The organism is Zoogloea sp. LCSB751 (assembly GCF_002028455.1).
Lineage (GTDB): Bacteria > Pseudomonadota > Gammaproteobacteria > Burkholderiales > Rhodocyclaceae > Zoogloea.
The window spans coordinates 1-239 of sequence record NZ_MWUM01000561.1 but is presented as its reverse complement, the minus strand read 5'-3'; the positions used below and the strand labels follow the sequence as shown (position 1 = coordinate 239).

1 pseudogene is annotated in these 239 nt (G+C 48.1%); it reads right to left on the bottom strand.

The annotated features are described in order from the left end of the window. Positions 1–59: 59 nt before the first annotated feature. Positions 60–239 (bottom strand): annotated as a pseudogene (gene rpsE, locus B4920_RS27715) (30S ribosomal protein S5); the annotation flags it as partial.

Genomic DNA, 239 nt, shown 5'->3' with positions numbered 1-239 from the left:
AAACGACCGATAGCACTTTTAGTCTGAGTAACTTTTACAGTTTTAGTTGCCATGGTGCATTACCCCCGAATTTCGTCAACATTCAGGCCACGCTTAGCTGCGATTTGCGATGGTGACTTCATGTGCACCAGAGCATCTACAGTCGCGCGAACGATGTTGATCGGGTTAGTAGAACCGTATGCTTTAGACAGAACGTTATGAACGCCTGCAACTTCCAATACGGCACGCATTGCGCCACC